Origin of the sequence: Streptomyces prunicolor NBRC 13075 (assembly GCF_000367365.1) — a bacterium.
GTDB lineage: Bacteria > Actinomycetota > Actinomycetes > Streptomycetales > Streptomycetaceae > Streptomyces > Streptomyces prunicolor.
The window spans coordinates 99002-124397 of record NZ_BARF01000077.1; the positions used below are offsets into that span (position 1 = coordinate 99002).

Below are 25396 nucleotides of genomic sequence, written 5' to 3' on the forward strand. Positions count from 1 at the left end.
ACGCCGGTGAGCGGCCCGGTACGGACAATGCGCCTCTGGGCCCGGACCGGCAGGAACCGGACACTTACCTCGCATGACGACTGCTCCCGCCGACTCAACCGGCACCCTCGCCCCCGAATACGGTGACAAGGTCATCGCCGTGGAGACGGCCGGTGCCGAGCCGATCCCCGACGCCGAACGCCACGGCAGCCCGCTCCAGCTCCTCTGGACCTGGGCCTCCCCGAACATCGAGTTCGCGACCGTCTACATCGGCGTGATCTCGGTCCTCTTCTTCGGCCTGAGCTTCTGGCAGGCGACCGCGGCGATCGTCCTGGGCACGGGCCTCGGCGCGATCACCCAGGGCTTCCTCTCCCTGGACGGCCCGCGCTTCGGCGTCCCGCAGATGGTGATCGGCCGCTTCTCCTTCGGCTTCCGCGGCAACATCCTCCCGTCGGCGGCCAACGGCCTTGTGGCGGGCGTCGGTTGGTTCGCGGTGAACAGCGTGAGCGCGGCGTTCGCACTGAACACACTGACGGACCTACGCCCCCTCCCGTCCCTCCTCCTCGTGGTCGTGGCCGAGATCCTCATCGGCTTCATCGGCCACAACTTCGTGCACACCTTCGAGAAGTACGCGTTCCCGGCGCTCGCGGTGATCTTCGTGCTGGCCGGCGTGTGGACCTTCAAGGACGCGCACCTCGGCGGGGGCGGCACGGGCGGCGGAGTGGGCGGCTTCCTCCTGGCGCTCAGCGCGTCCTGGGGCTACGCGGCGGGCTGGAACCCGTACGCCACGGACTACGCGCGCTACCTCCCGCGCACGGCGAACAAGTTCAAGACGATCCTGTACCCCGCCGTCGGCCTGTTCGTGTCGGTGACGTTCGTGGCGGTGATGGGAGCGGCTTCGGCAACGCTCCTGGCCCCCAAGGACGCAACGCCCACGGCGGCCTTCACCGGCCATCTCCCGTCCTGGCTCGGCAACTTGGTACTCCTCGCGATCATCCTCGGCGCGATCTCGGCGAACGCCCTGAACGTCTACTCCGGCGCGATCTCCCTCGCCGCGCTCGGCCTGAAGCTCCCCCCGTGGCTGAACCGCGGCGTCCTGGTGGTGGTGTCCGGGGTGGCCGGTACGGCGGCGGCCTGGGCGTCACTGTCCGACGCGGGCTCGGCGTACGAGGCGTTCCTGCTGGTGATCGCGTACTGGGTGGCGCCGTGGCTGGGCGTGGTCCTGGTGGAGCGCTGGTTCCAGTCCCGCACACCCACCGAGGAACTGGCCCCCCGCCTGACCGACCCCACCTTCACCAACTGGCCAGGCCTGGCAGCCCTGTTGATCGGCATCGGAGTCTCGGTCCCGCTCTTCTCCAACCAGGAGGACTACGTCGGCTACGTCCCGAAGCACTGGCCGTCCTTCGGCGACAGCACGCCGATCGTGGGCTTCGTACTGAGCGCGCTGCTGTACCTGGCGCTGCGCAAGGCACTGGCCCCGAAGGGCGGGGTCCAGTTTCAGCCCACCGGTGCCGACAGTGCCGACGACTGATCCACGTACTCGACCTTGATGTACCGGGCGTTCTTCGCCCCGTACGCCTTCTTGATGATCGGCTCGGCCTTGTCGGGGTCATCGACCCCGACCCGGACGAACCCCCGCTCGTTCACGCCGACTTCGCGCATCCGGAAGGTTCCGTCCCAGCGTTTCATGTCGTCGCCGATGCGGTCGGAGAGCTTGTCGAGGCTCTTCCGGCTGACGTCGGAGTCGTGCAGCCGGACGGTCACGCCCTTCAGCGCCGCGCCGCAGACATCGGCGTCGAAGCGGGCGGAGGGGACGCGCCAGACGTCGAGAGTCTGCGTCTTGTCGTTCACGGACAGCCCGGTGTAGACAGCCGCGTAGCTGCCCGCCCCCAGCGCGTCGACGTGACCGGCGAGCCGGTACATGGGGCTGTTGTCATCGCCGGTGGGGAGACTGCCGACGGGCCGGGTGCCGACGCACCGCTCGGGGGCACTGACCTTTGGCACCTTGGACACCTCGGGCACCTTGGACGCTTTGGGCGCGGCCACGTCCACGTCGGCGTGGCCGGTCTCCAGTTCGTCTACGTACAGAGCGGCGCCCAGCACCACTCCCGCGGTCGCAACGGCCGCCACGATCCAGCTGCGATTCCTCATGCGACTGTGACGCCGGAGCGGGCAGAAGGGTTCAGGCCTGGCCGTCCGCCCGCAGCACAAGGCCCAGCAGCCCGGGAAAACGCCCCTCGAACTCATCCCTGCGCAGCCGGTTGACCCGCTTGGGCCCTTCGTCGCGCTGCTCCACGATCCCGGCGCCGCGCAACACGGCGAAGTGATGACTCAGCGCGGCCTTGCCGACGGGCACGTCGAAGCTCCCGCACGTGCGCGACCAGTCGTCGGACCCCGCCAACTCCCTTACGAGGGTGAGGCGTACGGGGTCGGCGAGCGCGGCGAGGGCGGTCTGCACGGGGACGTCGTCGGGGTGGGTGTGTTCGGGGGCGGCCCGATGACTTCCAGTGGTGCGGTCTCGCTGCGCCATGCCGTCCTCCCGCTCCCTCTCCCACGTTCCCGCGCGCTCTCGCTTGCGGGGTGTTCGATGAAAACCATACACTCGCAAGTGTTCGCTTTTCATTGAACAGTCGAGCAGGGAGTCCGGCATGCGCGCGGTAGAGATCCAGGAGTACGGCGGTCCCGAGGTCCTGAAACTCGTGGAGACGGAGACACCGCGCCCCGGCCCCGGCCAGGTGAGCGTCGACGTGGCGTACACCGGGGTGAACTTCGCCGACCTCAAGGCGCGCGGCGAGGGATACCGGGTGCCAAGTCTCCCTTTCGTACCGGGACTTGAGGTCTCCGGCCGGGTAAGGGAGATCGGCGCCGACGTCGAAGGTCTCACCGTGGGCCAGGAGGTGGCGGCCCTGACGGCGGGCGGCGGGTACGCGGAGGTGGCCGTCACCGACGCGAGAATGGTCTTCCCACTCCCCGAGGGCGTGGACCTCCGCACGGCCGCCACGCTCCCCACGGTCCTCCCGACCGCGTACGCCCTCGTCCACACCGTCGGCCGCCTCCAGCCCGGCGAGACGCTGCTCGTGCAGGGCGCGGCGGGCGGAATCGGCACGGTGGTGGGGCAGTTGGCGCGGGCGGCGGGGGCGGGTTCCGTGTACGGGGTCGTATCGAGCGCGGCGAAGGCGGAGTTCGCGCGGGGGTACGGCTACGACGAGGTGTTCGTGGGCGAGTTCGAGTCACCGGTGCGGGCGGCGACGGCCGGGCGCGGGGTGGACCTCGCGCTGGACCCGGTGGGCGGCGACACCCTCAGGCACAGCCTCGCTTCCCTCGCGACCTACGGCCGCCTGGTCTCCTTCGGCAACGCGAGCTCGGCGAAGCCGTGGCAGGTGGGCCAACCCGAGCTGTACCCCGGCGCCTTCTCGGTCTCCGGCTTCTCGATCCTGACCCTGGCCCAGAACGACCCGGCAGCCCTACGAGCCCTGACGGAGCGGGCGTTCGCGACGGTGGTCGACGGCACGGTGTCTTTGCCGGTGACTGGAGAGTTCGGGTTGGAGGAGGCGGCGGAGGCGCATCGGGTGATGGGGGCGCGGACGAGCACGGGGAAGTTGCTGATCAGGGTGGCGGAGTAAGTACCTTTCGTACATGGAGTACGTGAAGATGCGCGCGATCGCGGAGGAGCTTGAGGCATACGCCCAGGGGCTTGAGGGGACGTGGCGCGTCGAGATCGGTCCGTCGGGTCCGGTGCTGGCGATGGTGCGCTCGTCGAAGCGACGCGAGGGCACGGTTCGCCGCATCCGCGAGCAGTTGGCCAAGCAACTGGCCGGCACGCATCCCGGCTACATCTGCGCGAACGGGCCCGAGATCGAGGACCCGTCGATCGGTCGTATGCGGCGTCCGAACGCCGTCGTCATCCCCGAGGCCGTACTCGACGAGGAAGGGTTCGCGGTCGACGCGACACAGGTGCTGGCCGTGATCGAGATCGCCTCGCCGTGCGACCCGAGCGACGGCTACGGCGGCGAGGCACTCGCCGCCTATCCCGCTATGGGCATCGCCCACTACCTGATCGTCGACCCGCGCACCGGCACCATCGAGGTCCACTCCGATCCATGCAGGACCGGGTACGCCCGCAAGGACCCCTACATCTTCGGGGACACAGTGCCCTTCGGCCCCTGGACGGTGAACACGTCCGCCTTCCGCCGCTACGGCAAGGCCGGCAACGACGTCACCGAAGAGCCGCCGTGAACGCCGACCAGGCAGAACGGGTGAGCATCAGTACCGGGCCCTCGGACACCTTGCTGTCACGCACCGGCACGACGGCGGGGATAGCGGGGGCGATTTCCACGCAGTCGCCGCCGTTCTCGCCGCTGTAGCTGCTCTTGATCCAAGTCGCCGCGCCCAGCTCATGCCTGTCCATGACGATCAGCATAGGCACGAACTACCGCCCAGCAAGGGGGCGTTCGGGTCAGCGAAGAGCACCCGTGAACGCCGACCAAGCAGCACGCGTGACGACCACCACCGGGCCCTCGACGACCTTGCTGTCACGCACCGGCACCACGGCGGGGATAGCGGGGGCGATTTCCACGCAGTCGCCGCCGTTGTTGTCGCTGTAGCTGCTCTTGATCCAAGTCGCCGCGCCGAGCTGGTGCCTGTCCATGGTGCTCGTAACCCTCCATCGCGTCGCTGATCAGAGCGGCGGATTCGCGGGCCGACAGGATGTCCGCCCTGAGCACATCATAGGCCTGACTGTGGCGCGCGAAGACGGCCGGATCGTCGGCGAAATACCCACGGTCCAGCGACTCCGAGTACACCCACTCATGCCCGTCGGGCAGCTTGATCAGCGAGAAGGAGTTGCGGGGGCGGATGAGTCCGAAGAGTCCCGCAGGGACTACCTGGATACGAATGTTGGGGCGCTGTCCGGCCTCCAGCAGACGCGCGCACTGGTCCCGCATGACCTCCGGGCTCCCCACCGCGTTGCGCAGACAGCTCTCGTCCAGCACCGCGACATACAGGGGCCCTTCGTCGGCGAAGAAGCGCGGCTGGCGACTCAACCTGGCCCGGACGCGCTCCTCCACCTCCTCACCGCTCGCAATCTGAGAGAACAGCGCGTGCGCATAGCCCGGGGTCTGCAACAACCCTGGAATGACACGCTCTTGATACGCCCGCAGCGCGACAGCCTGCGCATCCATCTCAGCTCGCCGCTCGAACCAATCCGGATGCTGCACCTCGGGGTACCAGTCGATCTGGCGCCACATCCGCAGCAACGCCCCACCCGTGTGCAGGATTTCGTCACACGTCTTCGCGAACGACTCCTGCGGAACCCGTGTCCCCGCCTCGATCTTGGCCACATGAGAACGGTCGCAGTGGAGTTGCCGGGCCAAAGCCTCCTGCGTGAGCAACTCGGTCTCGCGATAGAAGCGGAGTAAGTCACCGAACAGCACCGCGTTACTGACTCCGCCCGTGGCCTCCGCATTGCGATAGGTCACCGAACCCGCCCCCCTCCGTGGCAATGGCCCAATGGCACGCGCCAAGCATTGATACGCACCGTTCCCCTAGGCGACTCTCAATACACCCAGAGTGATGAAGTGGCCCCGGAGTGAACATGGTTGAGCCGATCGCGAACCAGATCGAACAAGGAACGCTCGTCTACGACATCAGTACGAACAAGGTGGGTGAATACCGAGGCAAGGCAGGGCCCTACGCGATGCTGCGCCCGCTCGGCGGCGGCCGGGAGTGGGAGGCCCCACCGGAAGCCGTACGCCCGGCAACACCCCAGGAACGGCTGATCGCGAGCGTGAAGGCGGCCAACTCCCGCTCCTGGGTGGGTAATTCCGTGCCGTACGACATCACCACACCCCCCGCCCCCGTCCCCGACTGCCAGCCCTGCTTCGACCTGGCCGCATTCCGGGACGACGCCCGTGCCCGCAACGACGGCACCGCCGAGACCGACGCGAACGTCCTGCTGCGCCGGCACCAACACCGGGACCACGACATCCGACACCGCCGAATCTTCCGCTACGTGCCGTACTCGATCGTCCAAGACCCCACCGCGGAACCGGAGTACGAGGCCCACTGCGTCTCCGGCGACGACCACGACTGCGCCGCCACCTCCGGCCCCCACGCCAACCCGACCGACGTAGAGGAATGGCAACGCAAGCACACCCAGGAAACCCGGCACACCCGCTACCGCCGCAGCTTCGCGGACTACGCGGTGCTGGAGCCACAGCCTCAGGGCTGAACAGGCCCCCCACGCCAACACGTGACCGTCGGGACACCGACAAGGCCCCACCAACAAGGCCCCACCTCAGTGCAGAGCAAGAACGCAGAACTCATGCCCTTCCGGATCCGTCAGACACGTCCACGAGACATCGCCCTGGCCGACGTCGAGGTCGGTGGCGCCGAGACCCCGAAGCCGTTCCACCTCCGCCGCCTTGTCGTCACCGGGATACGGCAACAGGTCGAGGTGGATGCGGTCCGGCACGGTTTTCGGGTCAGGCGTGCGGAGGAATTCCAGGTACGGCCCGACACCCTCGGCGGAGCGCAACGACGCCTGGTCGTCGGAGACTTCGAGCACGGCCCAGTCCATCGCCCCGCCCCAGAACCGGGCCATCGCTCGCGGATCCACACAGTCGACGACCACCGCGGCGATCGGCCCCGTGTCCCGATAGGTCTCCCGAGGTTCCAGCACGCAGAACTCGTTGCCCTCGGGGTCGGCTAGGACCGTCCACGGCACATCGCCCTGGCCCACGTCGGCGGGCGTCGCGCCGAGAGACCGTAGGCGCGCGATCAGCTCCGCCTGGTGGGTCGTAGACGTGGTGGCGAGGTCGAGGTGCAGGCGGTTCTTCGTCGGCGGCTTGGGGTGCGGGACGGGGATGAGGTCGATGCCCAGGCCGAGCGGTTCGGGCCAGACGAGGCCGCCGCCGGGGCCGACGTAGGTCGTCACGCCGGGGCTGAGCACGCCCCAGCCGAGCGCCTCCCCCCAGAACCGGCCGAGCCCCGAACAGTCAACGGCCTTGATATTCACCTGAACAGGACGCAGCGCCATGCCGACGATCCTAGGCACCACCCCGCTCAACACACCGGACCCACGGCCATCCGTATCCCCCGAAACGGACGGACGCGGGCCCGGGTATCAGCAAGTCTGGACCGGCGGATGGTCACACCGGAAGAGGTTTCCAGAAATCTGCTCTAGAAATTCACTCTAGAACCGAGTTCCCAATACGCTGTCCCGCATGAGCCCCAAGCAACACCGCGGCGAGGTCACCGCAGACCTGCTCCTCGACGCCGCGCTGCGCCTGTTCGCGGAGCAGGGCGAACAGGGCCTCACCGTCAGCGCCGTGACCAAGGCCAGCGGTGTCAGCCTCGGCAGCCTGTACCACCACTTCGGCAGCCTGGACGGTCTGTTCGACGCGCTGGCGCAGCGCTGGCTGAGCCGGCTGCTGAGCGAGTTGATCACCGCACTCCAGGCGACCCGCACCGCCCGCACCGGCATCCGCGCGATCGTACGCACGCATCTGACCTTCGTCCGCGAACACCGGGACGCCGCCCTGCTGTTGCACTCCGCCAGAACCGACCAGCGGAACATGATCCAGGCCAGAGAGCTCCGCGACTCCCAGGAGGCCAGGCTCTCGGTGTTCGCGACCTGGGTCCAAACCCACGTCGATTCAGGCGAGTTGGCCCCGCTGCCGCTCCCCCTGCTGGAGACCCTCGTCCTGGGCCCACTGGTCGGCGTGGTCCGCCGCTGGCTCTCCGGCATCGACGACGTCGAACTCGACCTCGACGAGGCGGCACGCGTACTCCCGGAACGCATCTGGCGATCGGTCGCGGCGGACCCGAAGTGAAGTAACTCTGGGCTCAAGTACCCCTGGGCTGAAGCAACCCAGGACTGAAGTACCCCCGGGCTATGGACAATTCAGGGCGAATTTTGACACGGTCAGGTGTCATGCCCCTCACCGCAGACCTCAGCACAGACCTTGCCTTCTACGCCGCCCAGAGCCCGTACTCCGACCCCGGCGCCCTCGCCCACCACTACGCCGACCTCCCGCGCGCCCCCGCCCAACTCGCCCGTATCACCCGCGACTTGCTCATCCACCGGCTGGAAGACGGCTTCTACGACCACACCCACCCCACCGACCGCCTCCACAACGACGCCGAGACCCGCTACATCGACGACACCCTGCGGATCCTCGTCGCCCGCGACCCCGCCCCGCTCACCCTGCGGCGCACACCCGGCGACCGGTTCGTCGGAGTGTGCCGGGACTTCTCGCTGCTGCACTGCTCGTTCCTGCGACACCTGGGCATCCCGGCCCGTATCCGCTCCGGCTTCGCCGACTACTTCAACTCGCCCGACACCGACGCCTCCGAGCTCTTCCACGGCGACCACGTCGTCACCGAGTACTGGGACGACGACCGCGGCTGGCTCCTCGCCGACTCCCAGCTCACCGACTCCACCGTCACGGACCACTGGAACGTCGACTTCGACCCGATGGACGTACCCCGCGAACGTTTCCTCGTCGCAGGCGAGGCCTGGCAGGCCATCCGCACCGGCGGCGCCGACCCGACGACCTTCGGCCTGCACCGGCCGGAGGAGGGCCCGTTCTGGGGCGAACGGTTCGTCGCGGGCAACATCCGCCTCGACCTCGCCGCCCTGAACAAGGTGGAGACCCTGTTGTGGGACGTGTGGAGCGAGGACGAGGGCAAGCCCGGGGAACGGTTGCCCGAGGCCTCACGCGCGTTCTACGACCGTGTCGCCCCGGTCGTCAGCGGCGAGGTCGCCTTCGACGCCGTACGGAAACTGTTCACCGAGGACGACACCCTCCGCACCCCGCCCACCGTGACCTGCTACGCCCCCTTCAACGGGCCCAGCCAAGTCACCCTGCGCCAGGCCGACTTCTAGGCCACCGTCCGCAGCCCCCGTACCTGAGCCGCCCCCATCCCCCGCACCACCCGATGCGCGCACACCGCCGCCAGCAACTCCCCCAGCAGATCCGGGTCGTCGATCTCCAGGCCGAGCAACGACTCGATGCGTTCCAGGCGTTGGTAGAGGGACTGGCGGCCGATGTGCAGGAGGGCCGCCGTCCGCGTGGGCGAGCAGCCGTGCCGCAGGTGCACTTCCAGCGTGCGCACCAGGTCGCTCGGGTGGGCCGCCTCCCAGGACAGCAGCGGACCCAACGCGTGCTGCACCAGCCGCGCCAACCGGTCCCGGTTCGCGTCGACACCGCCCCGCGTCAGCTCCCGTTCCAGCGCCAGCGCTCGCGCCGACGTCACCAACGGGCCCTCGGGGGCGGCGGGTTCGGCCGCCGGGACCGTCAGGGCGAGTTCCAGGGTCGTACGGGCCGCCCGTAGCGTGTCGCTCCAGCGCAGCCAGCCGCTGCCGGTGTCGACCGCGTGGCCGACCGCCACCGTCAGCCCGGGGTCGGCCGCCGTACGGAACGCTTCCTGGACCGCGCGGATGGGGTCGCCGGAGACGGAGCCGGGGAGGGCCAGCAGGGCCAGTACGTCGCCCGGGAACGCCGCCCGCAGCACGCTCGCGCCACCCAGCAGCCGTACCGCCCGGTCCACGGCCGTCACGTCCCGCGCGCCGTGCACGGAGACGCCGATCAGGCGGGCGCCCGGGCCGGGGTGGAAGCCGGCCAGGGCCGAGCGCGCCTCGACCTCCGGCTGGTTCAGCGCGGCCCGGTCGGCGAGGTCCGCCAGGAGCGCGGCCGTGTGGTCGTCGCCCCACGGTCGTACGACGGAACGGCCGGAGAGGCCCCGGGCCACGATCGCCCGGTTGGCGGCCTCGGTGATCCGTACGAAGGGGACGACCCGGTGGAGGGCCAGGAGGGGCAGGCCCAGGCGGCGGGCCTCGTCCGTGACCTCCGGAGGCATCGTGGGGAGGGAGCGGCCGATCTCCACCGCCAGGCCGGACGCGCCCCGGGCCGCCAGCTCGCGGACGTAGCGGCGGCGGATCTCGGCGTCCGTGTCGGTGAGGCCGAAGCCGTTGGTGAGGAGGAGTTCGCCGCCGTCGAGGAAGTTCGCGCCCTCGTAGACCTCGCTGGAGTGGACCCAGCGCACGGGGCGGTCGAGCGCGGCCTCGCCGGCCAGCAGTTCGGGCTCGGTGGCACGGACCGGGTCGAGGGCCAGAACCTCACGGAGGGTGAGTGCGGGCACGGGAACCTCCAGAGGCGCGGACAGTTCGTCCGGTTAAGGGTTGCGGGGAGAGTACTTTCCGCACGTTGCCCTCGTGTTTCGCCCACTGGAGAGTGAAGACATGAAGCCTTTGGATCAGGCACAGGCGAGCGCCTGGCTCGCCACCGCCGTCGCGGAGGCCCGCGCCGGGCTCGGCGAGGGCGGCATCCCGATCGGCGCCGCGCTCTACGGCGCCGACGGCACCCTGCTGGGGCGCGGCCACAACCGGCGCGTCCAGGACGACGACCCCTCGATGCACGCGGAGACGGCCGCGTTCAAGGCGGCGGGGCGGCAGCGGTCGTATCGAGGGACGACCATGGTCACGACCCTCTCGCCCTGCTGGTACTGCAGTGGGCTGGTGCGGCAGTTCGGTATCTCACGGGTTGTGGTCGGCGAGGCCGCCACTTTCCACGGCGGGCACGACTGGCTCGCCGAGCACGGTGTGGAGATCGTCCTCCTCGACGATCCCGAGTGCACCTCGCTGATGCGCGACTTCATCAAGAACAACCCGGCACTCTGGAACGAGGACATTGGTGACTGAGCCCCAGCCCCAGACCAAACCCCGCATCCCCACGATCGACCTGAAGCCTTGGATCTCGGGGGACGAGCAGACCCGGAAAGACATCGCCCGTACCGTCGACGACGCCCTCCAGACCGCCGGGTTCCTGCTCGTCACCGGGCATGGGGTCGACCCGAGTCTCCGGTCCCGGATCCGGGAGGCCTCCCGCGCCTTCTTCGCCCTCCCCGCCGACGTGAAAGAGGCCTACTCCGCCAAGGTCGGCGGGCGCGGCTGGCTCGGGCCCGGTGCCGAGGCCAACGGGTACTCGGAGGGGACCGAGACCCCGCCCGATCTGAAGGAGTCGCTGACCTTCGCCACGCACCGGCCCTTCGAGGACCCGGAGATCAACGCCGAGTGGTACGCGCCCAACGTGTGGCCGACGGAGATCCCGGGGCTCCAGGCGCTCTGCGAGGAGTACCTCGACCGGATGGGCGAGCTGGAGAAGCAGCTGCTGTCGCTGCTCGGGGTCGCGCTCGGGCTCGAAGCCGACTTCTTCTCCCAGCACATGGACCATCCGACGTACGGGTTCAACATCAACTGGTACCCGGGGGTGGAGGTCGTCGGGGAGCCGGAGCCGGGGCAGTTCCGGATCGGGCCGCACACCGACTTCGGGACCGTGACCATCCTCGACCGGCAGGCCGGGAAGGGGGGACTTCAGGTCTTCACCGACGAGGGCGGGTGGGAGGACGCGCCATTCGATCCGGCGGCGTTCACCATCAACATCGGTGATCTGATGGCCCGTTGGACCGGGGACCGGTGGCGGTCCGGGCGGCACCGGGTGCTGCCGCCGCCCGCCGACTCACCGGCGGAGGAGCTGATGTCGCTCGTCTACTTCGGCGAGTGCACGCCCGGCACGCTCGTGGAGTCCCTGCCCGCGCCGGTCGGACGGGTGGCGTACGACGCCGTCGACTCGCATGTCTATCTGCGGGAGAAACTGGACTCGATCACCGTCGACTGACCCAAGAGTCCGGACGCGTTCCGACATTTTCGTAACTCAACGGACACCACGCGATCTGGTCCGAAACAACTCCCCCTATTTACCCTGGTGTTGATAGACAGGTTCCGGTGCCAGGCGACCGCTCAGGGGGAGATGCGGTGGGTAGAGGGTTGCATGGACGCGGGGCGCTGTTCGAGGCACAGCCGCCCGGTCTCGCCTCGCGCCTGATCGGCCTGCGCCCGTACGAGCTGCTCACCTCGCCGTACGAACACCCGGAACCGCCCTTCGTGGTGCTCGCGGGCGCGCGCGGGCTCGGCAAGAGCATGGCGCTGGCCGAGCTGCGGAGCGCGTACCGCGGGCACACGCCGGTCGCGTTGATCGACTGCGAGGCCGACCGGCTCACCCGGCTGCCGGACGGGCGGCCCGCGGCGACCTGGTCGCCGGTGTGGCAGGCGCTGGCGTCCGTGGCCGAGCAGTTGAGGGAACCCGTGGTGCACGGGGCCGGGAACATCGACTTCCCGCGTCTCGAAGCCGGGCTGCTCGCCGTGTGCGCGACCGGCTGGGGCGCCCAGGACGAGGACAGCGCCCGCGAGGAGGCCCGGCGCATCCTGCTGCTGAGCGACCCGGCCCGGCGCTGGGCGGTGATCGCGCAGGGCTGGGCCGGCAAGGTCGCCTCCCGGCTGATCGCGAATCTGTCGGGTACGGGGCCGGTGGGCCAAGCCGTCATCGAGGCGACCCTGGACACCCTCTTCGAGCTGGTGTGGACGCCGAACGGGCTGTTGAAGGCGGGCGCCGACTGGTACCGCGCCTACCCGGGTGCGAGCGGTGACGCCAAGCGCGGGCTGATCGAGATCGCCCGCGACTTCCGCGCCGACGGCACCTCCCGCGCGGACGCCGAACGCTGGCTGCTGCGCGCCCTGTTGGCCGATCTGGGCGACACGTATCGGCGCCGGTGGGAGCGGATGCGGCGAGTCGGGCGGCCCGTCGTCCTCGTCGACAACGTGCAGTCGGGGCCGGGTCCCGGGCTGATGAAGGCCGTACTGAAGGAACGTGCCGACGGAGTCGGGGACCAAGTCGTCTTCTTCGCCGGGCTGCGCGGCCACCGTCACCCCGAACTGCCGGACGCCGTACGGCATCCGCTGCCGGAGGTGGCCCGCGCGAGCGGGTGGGTGCCGGGGGCCTCGCCCTCGTCCCGGGCGCTGTTGGTGACCTTGCCGGCGCTGACTCCCGAGGAGGCACGGCGCGTCATCGCCGACGTATGTGCCACCGCCACCGACACCGACGGCGCTACGCGTGTCGAGGTGCCACCCCAACTGCCGTACGCCATCCACCGGTTGACGGCCGGAAGTCCGCTGGGGGCCGCGATGCTGGGGCAGGCCGTACGGCAGAACCGGCCCGTGGGGGCGGTCAGTCCGGGTGAGTTGCTGACCGCCGGGATCGAGCGGGAGGGGGACGCGGAGCACGATCGGCGGCCTGTGTACCGGGAGTTGCTCGACCGGCTGGTGCCGCCGGGGCTCGCGGAGGAACTCGCCGTGCTCGCCACCGCGCACGACGGGGACTCGGCGCGGGCACTGGCCGAGGCCCGGCTCGGGGACAGTTTCGGGGCGGCCGGGGTGAACCGGCTGCGCACCCAACTCGCCGCCGAGGGACTGCCCCCGGCCGAGGGCTACTTCGTCGGCGACCCCTTCCTGCGCACCCTGCTCCTCCTACGGCTGCACCTCGACGACGCCGACCACGGCCGCTGGCGTGCCGTGCACCGCTCCCTGCTCTCGCACTACGACGGCCTGCCCGGCAACCCGGACACCCCGGCCCGCGCCCGCTACCGCCTGCACCACGAACTCGCCCTGGGCGACACGGCGGACGCGGTCGCCTACCTGCGGAACACCTTCCGCACCATCACGCCGTACGCCTGGCTGGAGACGCTGCTGTTCGTCACCGCCGCGCCCTACTACCACGCGCACGATCCGCACGGCCGGGACATCGGCGCCCCCGGCGACCACCGCAAGGCCGTCGCGCTCGCCCGCACGGACGCCGAGGAGGACCCTCCGCCCGGCGTGGATCCGACTCTGCATCTGACGGTACGGCGGCTGCTGCACGCGGTGTGGCAGGTGACGGATCCGCTGGTGCTGCCGGACGAGGAGGTCGCGGGGCGGATGCACTTCGATCTGGAGCAGTTGTCGAACATCTGGCCCGCGGGCAGTGAACCGCTGTGGCGGGCCGCCCAGCAGTGGCCCGAACAGGCCCTGGCCGGGCGCCCGTTGCGGGTGCCGGGCGGCGAAGACCGAGACGGGGGCGGGCGATGAGAGCGTGGCTGCACGAACTGGTCCAGCGGATCCGGACGCTTCCGATCTACCGCTACACGGCCCTCGTGCTCGCCGCCGCGCTGGTCTTCGGGCTGGTCCAGCTGACCCGCACCCTCCTGCACGACGACCGTTCCTGCGCGGCCGGGGTGGCCCGGCCCGAGGACAGCGGGGAGTGCGTGGGGGTGTCGACCTCGGCGTTCGACTTCGGGCAGCGCCGGTTCGCCGCCACCATCAGGGCGGTGGACCACGAGAACCGTTCCCTCAAGGCCGGTACGTACGTCACCGTCGCCCTGTACGAGCCGTTCAGTTCGAGCGACGCCGACAACCTGAACGACGTGCTGCACGAGTTGCAGGGCGCGTATCTCGCGCAGTACCGGGCCAACCACGACGACAACGGCGAGACCCCGTACATCCGGCTCGTGCTCGCCAACCCCGGTGCCGACGGCGCCTATTGGGAGCGGACGGTCGACCGGCTCTCGGCGATGACGGACACCTCCGACCGGCTGCGCGCGGTCACCGGGATAGGGACCAGCACCGACAACAACAAGAAGGCCGTCGCGGAACTGACCCGGCTCGGCATCCCGGTGGTCGGCTCCTCCATCACCGCCGACGACCTCGCCAACGGCCAGCAGGGCAAGGACCCTTACCCCGGCCTGGCCCGCGTCTCCCCCACCAACACCGACGAGGCCCGCGCCCTCGCCGCCTATGCCAAGGTGACGGCCGACCGGGCCCTGCTGGTCTACGACAAGCCCGGCGACCCGTACACGAAGACGCTCCAACAGGCCTTCGCCACCCTGCTCAAGGGCTCGCCGTACGGGTCGTGGCCGTTCACCCCGCCCGCGAACCGGAGCCAGGAGGGCAGTACGCCCAACACCTTCCGGCAGATCACCGACCTCGTCTGCGACACGGACGCCAAGCTGAACACCGTGTTCTTCGCCGGACGGCACACCCAACTCCGCCAGTTCATCAACGCGTTGGGCCGCCGCGGCTGCCAGTCCCGCACGTTCACCGTGCTCACCGGCGACGAGGGCTCGTACCTCACCGGCGACAAGAAGCTCGACCGCAGCGCCCTGCAACACGGCGTCGCCGTCCGCTACACCGCCCTCGCCCACCCGGACGCCTGGGTCAACAAGCCCCCGGCGACGGGTGGTTCGGCCCAGGACACCCAGGACCTGAAGAAGCTGGTGGCCGCCGCCAGGACCTCCCCCGTCGGCCCGATCGGCCCGGCGTCCCTCGACGACGGCCAGGCGATCATCGCCTACGACGCGATGCGCCTCGCCGTCCACGGCATCCGCGAGGCCACCCCCGACCAGCAGAAGATCCCGCCCCTCGCGGACGTCGGCCTCCAATGGCCGCAGGTGAAGGGGTCGTTGCGGGTGAACGGGGCGAGCGGCTGGATCTGCCTGGACATCCACGGCAACCCGTACGACAAGGCCGTACCGATAGTGGAACTCACGCCGAAGGGCACCGCCCGCTTCGTGAAGATCGCCTGGCCGGAGAACCGGCCTCCCGGGAAGGAGTGCCTGCCTCCGGCCTGAGCACCGCGGTTTGCTACGGCCTCAACACCCCTGTTTCCTACGGCCGTTCGCCCGCCTTGTCGACGATGGCCCGGCGCAGGACGGCGGTGTTCGCCGTGACCGTGCCCTTCTTCACGCCCGCGTTGTCCTTGGTGGCCACCTCGCGCTCACCGAGGAACTCGTAGGTCTTCGCGTCGAAGATCCACTCGTCCCTGAGCGGGTTGTAGGGGTCGGTCCGGGCGATGGCGACACCAGGGCGCCCGGTGGCGTCCTTCACCCCCTCGACCGTCGCCACTCCGGGAATCCTGGCCACCGCCCGGAACAGCGCCGCGCTCTGCTTCGGCGGCACGATGGAATCGCGGAGGAGATCGCCGACCAGCACGAACATGGCCTGGTTCTTGTCATCACCGCCGTACTTCGGGGCGGTGGTGGCCAGGTAGTCGTACATCGCGTCGGCGTCGGTCGGCAGCGTCTTCACGTGGTTGTAGAAGGACGAGACGTCCCAGCCGGCCTTGCCCGGCTTGACGTCGACCGGGACGGAGTGCGACCCCATGCCCGCCTGCCGCACCAGCCCGACGTGCAGGCCGTCCACCGACGTCCACACCTCCTGCCGGTGCAGCGGATCGATCGTGGCCTTCGTTCCCTCCCCGTCGTGTGTGTACGACACCTGGCTCTCCACGTACACGAACTGGTCGTCGCGGACCGTGCCGTAGGACTTCTCGTGCTCGGCCGCGAGCGCGATGTCCTCCAGGAGCGCGGCCGTCGACTTCCGGGGCGGCTTCGCGGGCGGCGTCGGCGAGGAGCCGGACGAAGGCAGCACCACGAAGGCGACGGCCGCGGCGGTGGCGACGGCGGTCGCCGCGATCGCGGGCCGTAGCCACTTGTTCCGCCGGGGCGCGGGCGCACCCTGCTGGACAGCTACAGCCTCGTGCCGGATCTCGGTCATCAGATGCTCCTTGAGGAGTCGGTGACGGCCCGGCGGGAGGTCTCTCTCGGGGAGTTCCGGGAGCTGGTTCATCGCTTGTCCTCCCTCAGGGGCCCGACCGCACTGCCGCGGTCACCTTTCATCTGTCCGTCCCTCGGGAGGAGTTCCGTACTTTTGAGATGTTTCGCGAGCTTTGCGCGCGCCCGCGAGAGCCGCGACCGTACGGTCCCCACGGGCACCCCGAGCGCCTCGGCGGCGGCCTGGTAGTCGAGCCCGGACCACACGCACAGGGCGAGCACCTCGCGCTCGGCGCGGCGCAGGGTGGCCAACGCGGCGCGTACGAGGGCGAGTTCGGCCCGGTCGTCGAGGCGGGCGGCGACCTCGTCGGCGAAGTCGCGCTCGACCTCGTCGCGGGGCAGCCGGGAGAGCGCCGCCGCGTGTCTTCGGGCGGCGCGGCGGGTGTTGCGCGTGACGTTGGTGGCGATGCCGAGCAGCCAGGGCCGTAGCGAACCGCCCTCCTCGTCGACCTTGCCGCGCAGGCGCCAGGCGTCCAGGAAGGTCAGCGACACGAGGTCCTCGGCCTGCGCCCAGTCCCCCGTGAGCCGGAAGGCGTGGTTGTAGACGGAGCGTGCGTACGCGTCGAAGAGCTCGCCGAAGGCGTCGTGATCCCCCGCGCGGATGCGTTTCCTCAACCGCAGATTCGTATCCACACCCCTTTACCTGTCCGGACGACGAAGGCCGGTTCCGGTGACCCATGTCACACGGAACCGGCCTCTGCCGTAAGGGAGTTGCGGCTTCGGGATACGGCTTACACGCCGGCGTAGGAGTGCTTGCCGCCGACGAAGATGTTGACGCCGTAGTAGTTGAAGATCCAGCAGCCGAAGGCGATCAGGGCCAGGTAGGCGGCCTTGCGGCCCTTCCAGCCGGCCGTGGCGCGGGCGTGCAGGTAGCAGGCGTAGGCGACCCAGGTGATGAACGCCCAGGTCTCCTTCGGGTCCCAGCCCCAGTAGCGGCCCCAGGCCGACTCGGCCCAGATCGAGCCCGCGATGATCGTGAACGTCCACAGCGGGAAGACGGCCGCGTTCACGCGGTAGGAGAACTTGTCGAGGTTCGCCGAGGCGGGCAGCCGCTCCATCACCGAGGTGGAGAAGGCGCCGGGCTTGCCGCCGTTCGCGAGCTTGCTCTCGTACGAGTCCTTGAAGAGGTACAGGAGCGTGCCTACGGCGCCCACGTAGAAGACCGCGCCGCAGATGATCGCGGTCGAGACGTGGATGTACAGCCAGTACGAGTGGAGGGCGGGAACCAATTGATCGCTGGCGGTGTACAAGACAGTGACGGCGATGCCGAGATCGAGGAGGACCGTCGTGACCAGGAACAGGCCGAGCCAGCGCACGTTCTTCTTGAGCAGCAGCAGCGTCAGGTACACGCCGACGGCGACCGTGGAGAAGGTGATGTTGAACTCGTACATGTTGCCCCAGGGCGCCCGCTCCACCGAGGCCGCGCGGGCGATGACGCCGCTCAGCTCGATGAGGAAGGCAAGCACCGTGAGGGACACGGCGATACGGCCGTAGAGGTCGCCCTGTTCGTCCCCGCCGTGCGCGCCGGGACCGTCCGGCACGTCACGCGAGCCGGACGCGGCCCGTACGACCACCTTCGGCCGCTCCAGCACGGCGGTGCCGCCGGCGTTCTGCACGGTGACGGCGGGCGCCGCCGCCTTCTTCGCCTCGGCACCGGTCAGCGCGGCGGCCGTACGGCCGATCTTGCTGCGGCTGCCGAAGGTCCATTCGGCGATGTACGCGAAGAAGGCCAGGGTGTAGACGGCCATCGACGAGTAGATCAGCGTGTTGCTGAGGTTGGCCAGGTGCTCGTTGGTGGCAGCGGCCAGATTGGTCACGGAGGCGATGTCGGTTGCGGCGGCGAGAGTCACTTCTCAGCCCCTTCGGCGGGTACGGGCGGTTCGACGCCGGAGTCGGAGTCGTGGGTGTCGGCGTCGGAGTTGGGGGTGTTCGGGTCGTCGGCGGGGGGTTTTGGGGCGTCGGCGGTCTTGGGGGCGTCGATCTTCGGGCCGTCGGCCGGCTTCGTCGGGGCCCGGTCGTGCACCAGCGCGGCCAGGTCGCCGAGTTCCTCGGGGAGTTTCGCGGACTCGCTGCGGCCGAGGCCGGCCATCTCGACGACCGTCACTCCGTCCGCGCCGCGCGTAGCCCGCACCCAGACGCGGCGGCGCTGGATGAACAGGGAGCCGGCCAGACCGAGGATCGCGGTGAGGGCGCCGGCCAGGGCCCAGGTGGTGCCGGGCTGCTGGACGACCTGGAAGCCCGCCCACTCCTTGATCTGCTTGTCGAAGGTGATCGACCCGGCGCCGTTCGGCAGCTTCATCGTCTCGCCGGGCAGCAGCTGGGCCTTGAGGATCTTGCCCTTGGAGTCCTTGAACTGCTTCAGGTTCTTGGTCTCCAGCTGGTACACGTTCTGCGGGATGCCCGAGTTGACGCCCAGATCACCGTGGTAGCCGGTCACGTTGAGCACCGGGTAGTCGAGCCCGGGGTACTGGGAGAACATCGTGCCGCTGCCCTTGGCGTACGTCGGCACGAACAGGGCGGCGAAACCGAGCTGTTCGGCGACGCCCTGGGCGTTCTTGTAGCCGTCGAGGACCTTGATGGCGCCCTGCGAGGTGACGTTGGAGTCGATCGGCAGCATCGGTACGGCCTGGTGGAAGACCACGTTGCCCTTGCCGTCCCGGACGGTGACGACCGGGGCGTAGCCGTGGCTGACGAGGTAGACCTTCGAGTCGCCGATCTCCAGCGGCTCGTTGACCTTGATGGTGTGCTTCTCGGACTTGCCGTAGGCGCCGATGCTGTAGCTGATGTCGGCCTGGAAGGTGCTCGGGGTGCCGCGGTTGGGGCCGGTGCGCTCGTACGTGCCGATGAAGTTCTTCAGGTTGAAGCTGAACGGCACGAGGTCGTCGTCGCTGAAGAGGTTGCCGGACTTGAAGTCGTCGTACTGGGTGAGGGTGTTGGAGAAGCCGTCGCCCTCGACGATCAGCTTGTCGCCCTCGGACTTGAAGAGCTGGCCCCAGGCAAAGGCGATCAGCATCACGATCAGCGCGAGGTGGAAGAGGAGGTTGCCGGTCTCGCGGAGGTAGCCCTTCTCGGCGGCTACGGCGTCCCCGGCGATGTGCGCGCGGAAACGCCGCTTCTTCAGCGCCGCGAGGGCGACTTCGCGGACCTGCTCGGGCTCGGCGGCGGTGCGCCAAGTGGCGTACGCGGGAAGGCGGTTGAGCCGCTTGGGCGCGCCCGGCGGACGGCCGCGGAGCTGGCCGACGAACTGCCAGGTGCGCGGGATGATGCAGCCGATGAGGGAGACGAAGAGGAGGACGTAGATCGCGCCGAACCAGGCGGAGCCGTAGACGTGGAAGAGGCCGAGCTTCTGGTAGATCGGCCCGAGCGTCTTGTGCGCGTCCTGGAACTCGGAGACCTTCAGCGCGTCGGTGCCGGACTGCGGGATCAGCGAGCCGGGGACCGCGCCGAGCGACAGCAGGAACAGCAGCATCAGCGCGACCCGCATCGAGGTCAGCTGGCGCCAGAACCAGCGCGCCCAGCCGAGCGCCTCGCGACCGGTCCAGGCGAGCCAGCCGGTGAGGCCGGGCCTGCGGTTGCCGCCGAAGGAGCCGGGCATGGCCGTCTCGACGGGGGCCGTGGAGAGCTGGGAGCCTGCGGCGCCGAGATCCTGGTCGTCGGCGGAGGAATCGGCCCGGGGCGAGTCAGCGGGCGTCTCGGCGGGCGAGTCGGCGGTCGTCTTGCTCATCGATCAGATCCCTACAGTGAAGCCGTCGGACCAGCCCTGCATGTCCTGCACCAGCGCGTCCCAGGCGCCGGTGAGCAGCAGCACGCCGGTCACGATCATCATGGTGCCGCCGACGCGCATCACCCAGACGTAGTGGCGCTTGACCCAGCCGAAGGCGCCGAGGGCCTTGCGGAACGCGACCGCGGTGAGGACGAAGGGGACACCCAGGCCGAGACAGTACGCGACGGTCAGTATGGCGCCGCGACCGGCACTCGACTGCTGCGAGGAGAGCGCGATCACGGAGGCGAGCGTGGGGCCGATACAGGGCGTCCAGCCGATCCCGAACAGCGCGCCGAGGATGGGCGCCCCTATCAATCCGGCGGTCGGCCTCTTGTGGAAACGGAACTCACGCTGGGTCAGCCACGGCATGAGCCCCATGAAGAAGACGCCCATGAGGATCATGAAGACGCCGAGGATCTTGGACAGGACGTCCTTCTGCTCCTGCAAGGTCTGCCCGAAGTAGCCGAACAGCGCCCCGCCGGACACGAACACAGCGGTGAAGCCAAGGACGAAGAGGGAGGCGCCGGCGACCATCCGGCCCCGCCGGGCATCGCCCAGGTCGGTGCCGCTGACCCCGGTGACGTAGGAGAGGTAGCCGGGGACGAGGGGCAGGACGCACGGCGAGAAGAAGGAGACGAGCCCACCGAGTACGGCGATCGGCAGGGCGAGCAGCAGGGCCCCGCTGAAGACCGTCTCGTTCTGGCCCGGCAGGGCGGCGGCGGCGAGCAGCACGTCAGCTCACTTCTCCGCGATGACCGGGTCGAGCATTTCGCGCAGCTTCTCCTCGCTGAGTGCCTGGAGTGCGCGCGCCGCGATCTTCCCGTCCCGGTCGATGACGATCGTGGAGGGGATGGCCTGCGGGTTGAGGGTGCCCTTCTTGAAGCGGAGCATCAGCTTGCCCGTCGGGTCGTAGAGACTCGGGTACGGGACCTGGTACTTCTTCTCGAACGCCACGGCCGGGTCGGTGCTGGTGTCGCGGGTGTTGAGGCCGACGAACTGGACGTCCTTGTTGGCCGTGGCCTTGGCGACCTGGACCAGGTTGTCCGCCTCGGCGCGGCACGGGGAGCACCAGGAGCCCCACACGTTGACGACGAGGACCTTGCCCTTGTAGTCGGCGGTGCTGAGGGTCTTGCCGTCGATGGTCTTGCCGGACAGATCGGGGGCGGCCTGGCGGTCGCCCTTCTTGACGGTCGCGATGCCGTCGGAGCCGGTGATGAAGTTGGTGTTGCCCGAACCTCCGGAGGTGCCTCCGGAGCTGCACGCGGACAGCACCAACGCGGCGACGGCAACACCGGCGGTCGACAGGACGGCGCGGCTACGGGCGCGACTGGCGGCACTCATGTGAAAAGTTTCGCATGCCCGTTCTGGGGATCTTGCGCGCCCCCCTCAACGGCGTACGGCGGGCGGAAAACCGCATTTCAGACGGCATTTCAGGCGGCGTCTCCAGTGGCCGTGGAGGAGGCCGACGAGGAGGTGCCGGGGCTCGCGGGCAGGAAGGACTTCCAGCCGCCGGCCGGTGCCTGGCCGACGTCGAGGGTGCGCAGCTTGGCCAGCACCTCGGGCTTCTGCACGTCGATCCAGTCGGTGAACTGCTTGAAGGAGACGAGCCGTACGTCCTCGCCCTTCTCCTTCAACTGGGCGATGTGCTTGAAGGCCTGCTCGACGGCGTCCATGTAGATGCCGCCGTTCCAGTGCTCGAAGTGGTTGCCGATGAAGAAGGGGGCGCGGTTGGACTCGTAGGCGCGCTGGAAGCCGGATATGTAGGCCTGCGCGGCCTGGGTACGCCAGCCCGGGTAGTTGTAGGCGGGCGCGTTGGTCGAGTTGACGGACTGGTTGGCCAGCATGTTGTAGTCCATCGAGAGGACTTCGAAGCTGTGCCCGGGGAAGGGGACCGCCTGGAGCGGGTAGTCCCAGACGCCGTTCCGCTTCACGGGCCAGACCTGGCGGCCGCCGGGCGAGGAGGCGTCGTAGCGCCAGCCGAGGGAACGGGCGGTGGGCAGCAGGTTGTCCTGGCCGAGGAGGCAGGGCGTCCGGCCGCCGACGAGCTCCTTCTCGTAGTCGAAGGGCAGGGACGGCAGGTCGGTCCAGCCGGTGTTGGTGCGCCACTCCTTCACGAAGGACTTGGCCTGGTCTATCTCGCTGCGCCACTGCTGAGGCGTCCAGTTGCCGACCGTGCCGTAGCCGGAGCAGAAGTGGCCGTTGAAGTGGGTGCCTATCTCGTGGCCCTCGAGCCACGCGCGGCGGACGTTGGTGAGCGTCGCCTTGACGTGTTCGTCGGTGAGGTAGCCGATGTCGGAGGCGCCCCGCGCGTTGTTCGGCGGGTTGTACAGGCGCTTCTTCGACTCGGGCAGCAGATAGATGCCGGAGAGGAAGAAGGTCATGCTCGCGCCGTGCTGCTTGGCGAGGTCGAGGAAGCGGGGGAACAGGCCGTTGCCCACCTCGCCCGCGCCGTCCCAGGAGAAGATCACGAACTGCGGCGGGGTCTGCCCGGCCTCCAACGGCACGGGCTTGGCGGGCTGCTTGGGCTGCGCGCCGGTGAAGGAAGTGGAGCCGTCACCGATGGGCTTGGCCCGGGGCTCAAGCGACTTGGTGGGACCGCCGGAGGACCCCTTCCCGGAACCGCCGGAGGAGGGCTTCGACCCGTCCGAACCGAGCGTCCCGCACCCCGCGAGTCCTACGGCCGCCGCGGCGCCCGCACCGACTCCGAGCGCCCCTCGTCGAGTGAGACTCCGCATTGTTTCCCCATCCGTCGCGTCCTCTGTGGTCTACCTGTGAGAGGACGCGCCGGACAAGAAAGTTCACCGTGAACGATGTGGGTTGCGAAACAAATGTCACAGGGCTGTCACCAGCCCTGCCCCTGACGAGTGGTCAAACCCGCCTTTCCCGCCTTTCCCGCCTTTGTCAGGCGCCGAACGCCTTGTCCTTCCCCTTGACCGGCTTGGCGCCGGCGAGGAGATGGGCCGGGACGAGGTCCCGGGCCGGCTCGGTGTAGCCGACGGACACGATCTTGTCGCCGCGGTAGGTGAAGGTCGTCAGGGAGGCGAGGGTGCACTGCCGCTTGCGCGGGTCGTGCCACAGCCGGCGCCGCTCGACGTACGACCGCACGATCCAGATCGGCAGCTGATGGCTGACCAGCACCGCTTCATGCCCGCGCGCGGCGTCCTTGGCGGCGTCCAGCGCGGCCATCATGCGGACGACCTGGTCGACGTAGGGCTCACCCCAGGACGGCTTGAACGGGTTGACGAGGTACTTCCAGTTGTCGGGCTTCTTCAACGCCCCGTCGCCGACCCCGAAGGTCTTGCCCTGAAAGACGTTGTCGGCCTCGATGAGCCGCCCGTCGGTCGCGAGGTCGAGCCCGTGCGCCTTGGCGATCGGCGTGGCGGTCTCCTGCGCGCGCTCCAGCGGGGAGGCGACGACGTGCGTGACATCGCGGGAGGAGAGGTGCTCGGCGACCCGGTCGGCCATCTGCCGCCCGAGTTCGGAGAGGTGGTAGCCGGGGAGACGGCCGTACAACACCCCTTCAGGGTTGGCGACTTCGCCGTGCCGCATCACATGCACGACGGTGATGTCACTGGTGTTGTCACTCATGCTGCTGTGGCCTCCGCCGCCGCTCGGGCCGCCGCCGGGAGGGCGTCGGCGATCCGCTGGATGGCCCGTTCGTCGTGGGCCGTGGAAACGAACCAGGACTCGAAGGACGAGGGCGGCAGATAGACGCCGCTCGCCAGCATCGAGTGGAAGAAGGCGGTGAAGCGGTACGACTCCTGCGCCTTGGCGTCCTCGTAGTTGCGCACGCTCCGGTCGGTGAAGAACACGGAGAACAGGTTGGAGGCGTTCTGCAGCCGGTGCGCGACACCTTCCTTGCTGAGCGCCTCGGTGACGAGCGACTGGATCTGCGCGGATACGGCGTCGATCGTGTCGTAGGCCGCGTCGTCGAGGAGCCGCAGCTGGGCGAGGCCGGCGGCGGTCGCGACCGGGTTACCGGAGAGGGTGCCGGCCTGGTAGACGGGCCCCGCGGGGGCGAGGTGCGCCATGATGTCGGCGCGCCCGCCGAACGCGGCGGCGGGAAAGCCACCGCCCATGACCTTCCCGAAGGTCATGAGATCGGGTACGACCCCGTCGATCCCGAACCACCCTGCCCGGCTGGTCCGGAAGCCCGTCATCACCTCGTCGGAGATGAAGAGGGCACCGTTCTTCGAGCAGGCGTCCTTGAGCCCCTGGTTGAACCCGGCGGCGGGCGGCACGACGCCCATGTTCCCGGGCGAGGCCTCCGTAATAACGCACGCGATCTCACCGGGATGCCGGTGGAAGGCCTCGTTGACGGCTTCGAGGTCGTTGTACGGCAGGACGATCGTGTCGCCGGCCTGGGCGCCGGTGACGCCCGGGGTGTCGGGCAGCGCGAAGGTGGCGACACCGGAACCGGCGGCGGCGAGGAGCGCGTCGACGTGACCGTGGTAACACCCGGCGAACTTGATCACCTTGGGCCGCCCGGTGAACCCGCGGGCGAGCCGGATGGCGGACATGGTCGCCTCGGTCCCGCTGGAGACGAGCCGCACCTGCTGCACGGGCTCGACGCGGGCGACGATCTCCTCGGCGAGCGCGACCTCGCCCTCGCCGGGGGTGCCGAAGGAGGTGCCGCGCGACACGGCGTCGTGGACGGCGGCGATCACGTCGGGCTGGGAGTGCCCGAGGATCATGGGACCCCAGGAGCAGACGAGGTCGACGTACTCGCGCCCGTCGGCGTCCGTCAGATAGGGACCGTTGCCGGAGACCATGAACCGGGGCGTGCCGCCGACGGCGCGGAAGGCGCGCACCGGGGAGTTCACGCCGCCCGGCGTGACGACCGACGCACGGTCGAAGAGAGCCTGCGAGACGGGTGCGTCGTAGGGATACGGCAGGGCGTGCGGCGCCCCGCTCGCCCCTCCGCTGGGCATTTCGCTGGGCGTTCCGCTTGGCGTTTCGGTCATGACCTGCGACTTCTCCGGCTTCTCGGACTTCTCGGATTACTGGGGCTCCGGTGACTCAGTGACCTCCTCAGGGTAGGCGGCGGGAGACCGGGCAGGGGCCCCCACCCGTCTGCGAGACTGGGACCTGATACACACAGAGACACACAGCTCATGCGGGCGCCGGTGTTCAGGGGTTGCGCAGATCCTGCGGACAGGTGTTTCAGCGCACGTT

Annotated in this window: 26 protein-coding genes; 10 read left to right on the forward strand and 16 right to left on the reverse strand. The window is 69.4% G+C overall.

From position 1 onward, the window contains the following. Nucleotides 1–73: 73 nt before the first annotated feature. Nucleotides 74–1510: a purine-cytosine permease family protein gene (locus SPR02S_RS32735; RefSeq protein ID WP_019061252.1), complete on the forward strand. Its 1437-nt coding sequence runs from the start codon at nt 74–76 to the stop codon at nt 1508–1510. On the opposite strand, the gene SPR02S_RS32740 is transcribed toward SPR02S_RS32735, so the two are convergent. Both SPR02S_RS32740 and SPR02S_RS32745 read right to left on the reverse strand, forming a co-directional pair. Next, on the reverse strand, nt 1477–2130 hold the full coding sequence (locus tag SPR02S_RS32740; protein WP_106437051.1) for a hypothetical protein: 654 nt from the start codon (nt 2128–2130) through the stop codon (nt 1477–1479). The genes SPR02S_RS32735 and SPR02S_RS32740 overlap by 34 nt on opposite strands. A gap of 31 nt (nt 2131–2161) precedes the next feature. Next, the gene (locus SPR02S_RS32745) at nt 2162–2509 is read right to left on the reverse strand and encodes an ArsR/SmtB family transcription factor (protein ID WP_019061254.1); all 348 of its coding nucleotides are present in this window, start codon (nt 2507–2509) and stop codon (nt 2162–2164) included. A 118-nt stretch (nt 2510–2627) separates the two neighbouring features. Here SPR02S_RS32745 and SPR02S_RS32750 point away from each other — a divergent pair, with 118 nt between their 5' ends. Both SPR02S_RS32750 and SPR02S_RS32755 read left to right on the forward strand, forming a co-directional pair. Further along, nucleotides 2628–3602: a quinone oxidoreductase family protein gene (locus SPR02S_RS32750; RefSeq protein WP_019061255.1), complete on the forward strand. Its 975-nt coding sequence runs from the start codon at nt 2628–2630 to the stop codon at nt 3600–3602. Nucleotides 3603–3615: 13 nt separating this feature from the next. Further along, nucleotides 3616–4215, forward strand: coding sequence for a Uma2 family endonuclease (locus SPR02S_RS32755; protein WP_019061256.1), 600 nt, complete (start codon nt 3616–3618; stop codon nt 4213–4215). On the opposite strand, the gene SPR02S_RS65780 is transcribed toward SPR02S_RS32755, so the two are convergent. From SPR02S_RS65780 to SPR02S_RS32765, 3 genes are read right to left on the reverse strand one after another with little or no spacing between them, the layout of a single operon-like run. After that, a complete protein-coding gene (locus SPR02S_RS65780) occupies nt 4196–4387 on the reverse strand; it encodes a DUF397 domain-containing protein (protein ID WP_106437054.1) in 192 nt (63 codons plus the stop codon). The two genes, SPR02S_RS32755 and SPR02S_RS65780, sit on opposite strands and share 20 nt — an antisense overlap. A 48-nt stretch (nt 4388–4435) precedes the next feature. Next, nucleotides 4436–4555 (reverse strand): DUF397 domain-containing protein, encoded by a 120-nt coding sequence (locus SPR02S_RS65090; protein ID WP_245607655.1) that lies wholly within the window; start codon nt 4553–4555, stop codon nt 4436–4438. Continuing rightward, complete coding sequence (locus SPR02S_RS32765) at nt 4512–5456, reverse strand: helix-turn-helix domain-containing protein (RefSeq protein ID WP_026151063.1); 945 nt, start codon at nt 5454–5456, stop codon at nt 4512–4514. Before SPR02S_RS32765 ends, SPR02S_RS65090 begins: the two co-directional genes overlap by 44 nt. A gap of 116 nt (nt 5457–5572) precedes the next feature. Between SPR02S_RS32765 and SPR02S_RS65985 the strand changes: the two genes are divergently transcribed. Then, nucleotides 5573–6208 carry a DUF7848 domain-containing protein gene (locus SPR02S_RS65985; protein ID WP_043258642.1) on the forward strand — a complete coding sequence of 212 codons (636 nt, stop codon included), beginning with the start codon at nt 5573–5575 and terminating at the stop codon, nt 6206–6208. A 66-nt stretch (nt 6209–6274) separates the two neighbouring features. Here the strand turns inward: SPR02S_RS65985 and SPR02S_RS32775 are convergent, their stop codons facing one another. Then, nucleotides 6275–7015, reverse strand: a complete 741-nt coding sequence (locus SPR02S_RS32775) for a VOC family protein (protein ID WP_019061260.1) — start codon at nt 7013–7015, stop codon at nt 6275–6277. Between the two features lie 187 nt (nt 7016–7202). Between SPR02S_RS32775 and SPR02S_RS32780 the strand changes: the two genes are divergently transcribed. Beyond that, entirely contained in the window at nt 7203–7811 is a 609-nt protein-coding gene (locus SPR02S_RS32780) for a TetR/AcrR family transcriptional regulator (RefSeq protein ID WP_019061261.1), read from the forward strand. Between the two features lie 101 nt (nt 7812–7912). Beyond that, the gene (locus SPR02S_RS32785) at nt 7913–8866 is read left to right on the forward strand and encodes a transglutaminase-like domain-containing protein (RefSeq protein ID WP_019061262.1); all 954 of its coding nucleotides are present in this window, start codon (nt 7913–7915) and stop codon (nt 8864–8866) included. Here SPR02S_RS32785 and SPR02S_RS32790 read toward each other — a convergent pair. Then, nucleotides 8863–10122: a PucR family transcriptional regulator gene (locus SPR02S_RS32790; protein ID WP_019061263.1), complete on the reverse strand. Its 1260-nt coding sequence runs from the start codon at nt 10120–10122 to the stop codon at nt 8863–8865. The two genes, SPR02S_RS32785 and SPR02S_RS32790, sit on opposite strands and share 4 nt — an antisense overlap. A 100-nt stretch (nt 10123–10222) precedes the next feature. On the opposite strand from SPR02S_RS32790, the gene SPR02S_RS32795 reads away from it, so the two are divergent. From SPR02S_RS32795 to SPR02S_RS32810, 4 genes are all read left to right on the forward strand, one after another. Beyond that, nucleotides 10223–10681, forward strand: a complete 459-nt coding sequence (locus tag SPR02S_RS32795) for a nucleoside deaminase (RefSeq protein ID WP_019061264.1) — start codon at nt 10223–10225, stop codon at nt 10679–10681. Then, the gene (locus SPR02S_RS32800; RefSeq protein WP_019061265.1) at nt 10674–11657 is read left to right on the forward strand and encodes an isopenicillin N synthase family dioxygenase; all 984 of its coding nucleotides are present in this window, start codon (nt 10674–10676) and stop codon (nt 11655–11657) included. The genes SPR02S_RS32795 and SPR02S_RS32800 overlap by 8 nt, the downstream gene beginning before the upstream one ends. A 149-nt stretch (nt 11658–11806) precedes the next feature. After that, entirely contained in the window at nt 11807–13939 is a 2133-nt protein-coding gene (locus tag SPR02S_RS32805; protein WP_019061266.1) for a hypothetical protein, read from the forward strand. After that, entirely contained in the window at nt 13936–15477 is a 1542-nt protein-coding gene (locus tag SPR02S_RS32810; protein WP_019061267.1) for an ABC transporter substrate-binding protein, read from the forward strand. Before SPR02S_RS32805 ends, SPR02S_RS32810 begins: the two co-directional genes overlap by 4 nt. A gap of 37 nt (nt 15478–15514) precedes the next feature. Here SPR02S_RS32810 and SPR02S_RS32815 read toward each other — a convergent pair whose 3' ends face one another. From SPR02S_RS32815 to hemL, 9 genes are all read right to left on the reverse strand, one after another. Next, nucleotides 15515–16474 (reverse strand): CU044_5270 family protein, encoded by a 960-nt coding sequence (locus SPR02S_RS32815; protein WP_019061268.1) that lies wholly within the window; start codon nt 16472–16474, stop codon nt 15515–15517. Then, entirely contained in the window at nt 16471–17091 is a 621-nt protein-coding gene (locus SPR02S_RS32820; protein WP_020684233.1) for an RNA polymerase sigma factor, read from the reverse strand. The genes SPR02S_RS32815 and SPR02S_RS32820 overlap by 4 nt, the downstream gene beginning before the upstream one ends. A 98-nt stretch (nt 17092–17189) precedes the next feature. Beyond that, complete coding sequence (gene ccsB, locus SPR02S_RS32825; protein WP_019061270.1) at nt 17190–18308, reverse strand: c-type cytochrome biogenesis protein CcsB; 1119 nt, start codon at nt 18306–18308, stop codon at nt 17190–17192. After that, the gene (resB, locus tag SPR02S_RS32830) at nt 18305–20182 is read right to left on the reverse strand and encodes a cytochrome c biogenesis protein ResB (RefSeq protein WP_019061271.1); all 1878 of its coding nucleotides are present in this window, start codon (nt 20180–20182) and stop codon (nt 18305–18307) included. Before resB ends, ccsB begins: the two co-directional genes overlap by 4 nt. Nucleotides 20183–20185: 3 nt before the next feature. Next, the gene (locus SPR02S_RS32835) at nt 20186–20953 is read right to left on the reverse strand and encodes a cytochrome c biogenesis CcdA family protein (RefSeq protein WP_019061272.1); all 768 of its coding nucleotides are present in this window, start codon (nt 20951–20953) and stop codon (nt 20186–20188) included. Between the two features lie 6 nt (nt 20954–20959). Next, entirely contained in the window at nt 20960–21562 is a 603-nt protein-coding gene (locus SPR02S_RS32840) for a TlpA family protein disulfide reductase (RefSeq protein ID WP_019061273.1), read from the reverse strand. An 89-nt stretch (nt 21563–21651) separates the two neighbouring features. Continuing rightward, on the reverse strand, nt 21652–22956 hold the full coding sequence (locus tag SPR02S_RS32845; protein WP_019061274.1) for a polysaccharide deacetylase family protein: 1305 nt from the start codon (nt 22954–22956) through the stop codon (nt 21652–21654). Nucleotides 22957–23122: 166 nt separating this feature from the next. After that, the gene (locus SPR02S_RS32850) at nt 23123–23809 is read right to left on the reverse strand and encodes a histidine phosphatase family protein (RefSeq protein WP_019061275.1); all 687 of its coding nucleotides are present in this window, start codon (nt 23807–23809) and stop codon (nt 23123–23125) included. Further along, nucleotides 23806–25152: a glutamate-1-semialdehyde 2,1-aminomutase gene (gene hemL / locus SPR02S_RS32855; protein ID WP_019061276.1), complete on the reverse strand. Its 1347-nt coding sequence runs from the start codon at nt 25150–25152 to the stop codon at nt 23806–23808. The genes SPR02S_RS32850 and hemL overlap by 4 nt, the downstream gene beginning before the upstream one ends. Nucleotides 25153–25396 lie beyond the last annotated feature (244 nt).

Coding starts and splice junctions, on each gene's coding strand:
- SPR02S_RS32775 (WP_019061260.1), bottom strand. CDS start 7,015: ATGGCGCTGCGTCCTGTTCAGGTGAATATCAAGGCCGTTGACTGTTCG.
- SPR02S_RS32795 (WP_019061264.1), top strand. CDS start 10,223: ATGAAGCCTTTGGATCAGGCACAGGCGAGCGCCTGGCTCGCCACCGCC.
- SPR02S_RS32745 (WP_019061254.1), bottom strand. CDS start 2,509: ATGGCGCAGCGAGACCGCACCACTGGAAGTCATCGGGCCGCCCCCGAA.
- SPR02S_RS32780 (WP_019061261.1), top strand. CDS start 7,203: ATGAGCCCCAAGCAACACCGCGGCGAGGTCACCGCAGACCTGCTCCTC.
- hemL (WP_019061276.1), bottom strand. CDS start 25,152: ATGCCCAGCGGAGGGGCGAGCGGGGCGCCGCACGCCCTGCCGTATCCC.
- SPR02S_RS32785 (WP_019061262.1), top strand. CDS start 7,913: ATGCCCCTCACCGCAGACCTCAGCACAGACCTTGCCTTCTACGCCGCC.
- SPR02S_RS32815 (WP_019061268.1), bottom strand. CDS start 16,474: ATGAACCAGCTCCCGGAACTCCCCGAGAGAGACCTCCCGCCGGGCCGT.
- SPR02S_RS65780 (WP_106437054.1), bottom strand. CDS start 4,387: ATGGACAGGCATGAGCTGGGCGCGGCGACTTGGATCAAGAGCAGCTAC.
- SPR02S_RS32845 (WP_019061274.1), bottom strand. CDS start 22,956: ATGCGGAGTCTCACTCGACGAGGGGCGCTCGGAGTCGGTGCGGGCGCC.
- SPR02S_RS32850 (WP_019061275.1), bottom strand. CDS start 23,809: ATGAGTGACAACACCAGTGACATCACCGTCGTGCATGTGATGCGGCAC.
- SPR02S_RS32740 (WP_106437051.1), bottom strand. CDS start 2,130: ATGAGGAATCGCAGCTGGATCGTGGCGGCCGTTGCGACCGCGGGAGTG.
- resB (WP_019061271.1), bottom strand. CDS start 20,182: ATGAGCAAGACGACCGCCGACTCGCCCGCCGAGACGCCCGCTGACTCG.
- SPR02S_RS32755 (WP_019061256.1), top strand. CDS start 3,616: ATGGAGTACGTGAAGATGCGCGCGATCGCGGAGGAGCTTGAGGCATAC.
- SPR02S_RS32750 (WP_019061255.1), top strand. CDS start 2,628: ATGCGCGCGGTAGAGATCCAGGAGTACGGCGGTCCCGAGGTCCTGAAA.
- SPR02S_RS32735 (WP_019061252.1), top strand. CDS start 74: ATGACGACTGCTCCCGCCGACTCAACCGGCACCCTCGCCCCCGAATAC.
- SPR02S_RS32840 (WP_019061273.1), bottom strand. CDS start 21,562: ATGAGTGCCGCCAGTCGCGCCCGTAGCCGCGCCGTCCTGTCGACCGCC.
- SPR02S_RS32810 (WP_019061267.1), top strand. CDS start 13,936: ATGAGAGCGTGGCTGCACGAACTGGTCCAGCGGATCCGGACGCTTCCG.
- SPR02S_RS65985 (WP_043258642.1), top strand. CDS start 5,573: ATGGTTGAGCCGATCGCGAACCAGATCGAACAAGGAACGCTCGTCTAC.